Origin of the sequence: Curtobacterium sp. ME26 (genome assembly GCF_903970945.1) — a bacterium.
Lineage (GTDB): Bacteria > Actinomycetota > Actinomycetes > Actinomycetales > Microbacteriaceae > Curtobacterium > Curtobacterium citri.
This window is the reverse complement of the sequence record NZ_CAJCKG010000101.1, coordinates 1-1,182: the sequence shown is the minus strand read 5'-3', so window position 1 is coordinate 1,182 and position 1,182 is coordinate 1. Positions and strand designations below refer to the sequence as shown.

Below are 1,182 nucleotides of genomic sequence, written 5' to 3'. Positions count from 1 at the left end.
CGAGGCTGGAGCACCGTGCCCGGGAGGCGCGGTTCTGGGAGCTACTCGGACGGGGCATGAGCAGGCCTGCTGCTTGCGATGCTGTCGGCGTGCATCCGCGTCAGGGCTACCGATGGTTCAAGGCCGCTCGAGGGAAGAACCCGTTCGAGCGCGCGTCTCGTTCGGGCCGGTACTTGAGCGAGGAGGACCGGCTCAGGATCGCTGACCTTCGCCTCGGTGGCGCAGGGGTCCGCCGGATCGCGGCTGAGCTGGGTCGGGCGCCGTCGACCATCAGCAGGGAGCTCACCCGGAACAGCTCAAGGGGCGGCGCTTACCGTCCCTACGCCGCCCAACAGCGGTGCCGGGAGCGAGCACGGCGACCCAAGCCCCGGAAGCTGGACCGGGTCGAGCTGGCCCTGCAGGTGGAGTTGCGGTTGGTGCGGAACTGGTCCCCGGAGCAGATCCGTGATGACCTGGCCCGGACGTTCCCTGACCGGCCGGAGATGCACGTGTCGCACGAGACGATCTACCAGTCCCTCTTCGTCCAGGGCCGCGGCCACCTGCGCGCTGACCTCCACAAACACCTCCGCACCGGCCGCGCCATCCGCCGACACCGGGGCGAGCCGCGGCGGGCGTCGTGGTCGAAGATCCGCGACATGATCCTCATCAGTGAACGCCCCGCCGAGGTCGACGACCGGGCTGTTCCCGGGCACTGGGAAGGGGACCTGATCGTCGGTATCAACGCCAGGAGCGCGATCGGCACCCTCGTCGAACGCACCACCCGCTACGTGATGCTCCTGCACCTGCCGAACGGGCACAGCGCCGACGCCGTCCGTGACGCGATGATCCCGACCATCCAGACCCTCCCCGAGCACCTGCGCCGCTCGTTGACGTGGGATCAGGGCACCGAGCTTGCCCGGCACAAGGACATCACCCTCGCCACCGACTTGGCGATCTACTTCTGCGACCCCCACAAGCCCTGGCAGCGCGGCTCGAACGAGAACACCAACGGCTTGCTCCGGCAGTACTTCCCGAAGTCCACCGACCTCAGCGTCCACAGCCCGGAACGGCTCCTCGAAGTCGCCGCCGAACTCAACGGACGGCCTCGCAAGACCCTCGACTACCGCACGCCAGCCGAGGCATTTGAACAGCTACTGTCGGACCCGACACAACCACCCGTTGCAACGACCCCTTGAAACCGCC

1 protein-coding gene is annotated in these 1,182 nt (G+C 68.2%); it reads left to right on the top strand.

The window, feature by feature from the left end:
* The first annotated feature begins 56 nt into the window (after nt 1-56).
* A complete protein-coding gene (locus tag H7A69_RS17185) occupies nt 57-1,175 on the top strand; it encodes an IS30 family transposase (RefSeq protein ID WP_411469378.1) in 1,119 nt (372 codons plus the stop codon).
* Nucleotides 1,176-1,182: the final 7 nt, after the last annotated feature.

Coding starts and splice junctions, on each gene's coding strand:
- H7A69_RS17185 (WP_411469378.1), top strand. CDS start 57: ATGAGCAGGCCTGCTGCTTGCGATGCTGTCGGCGTGCATCCGCGTCAG.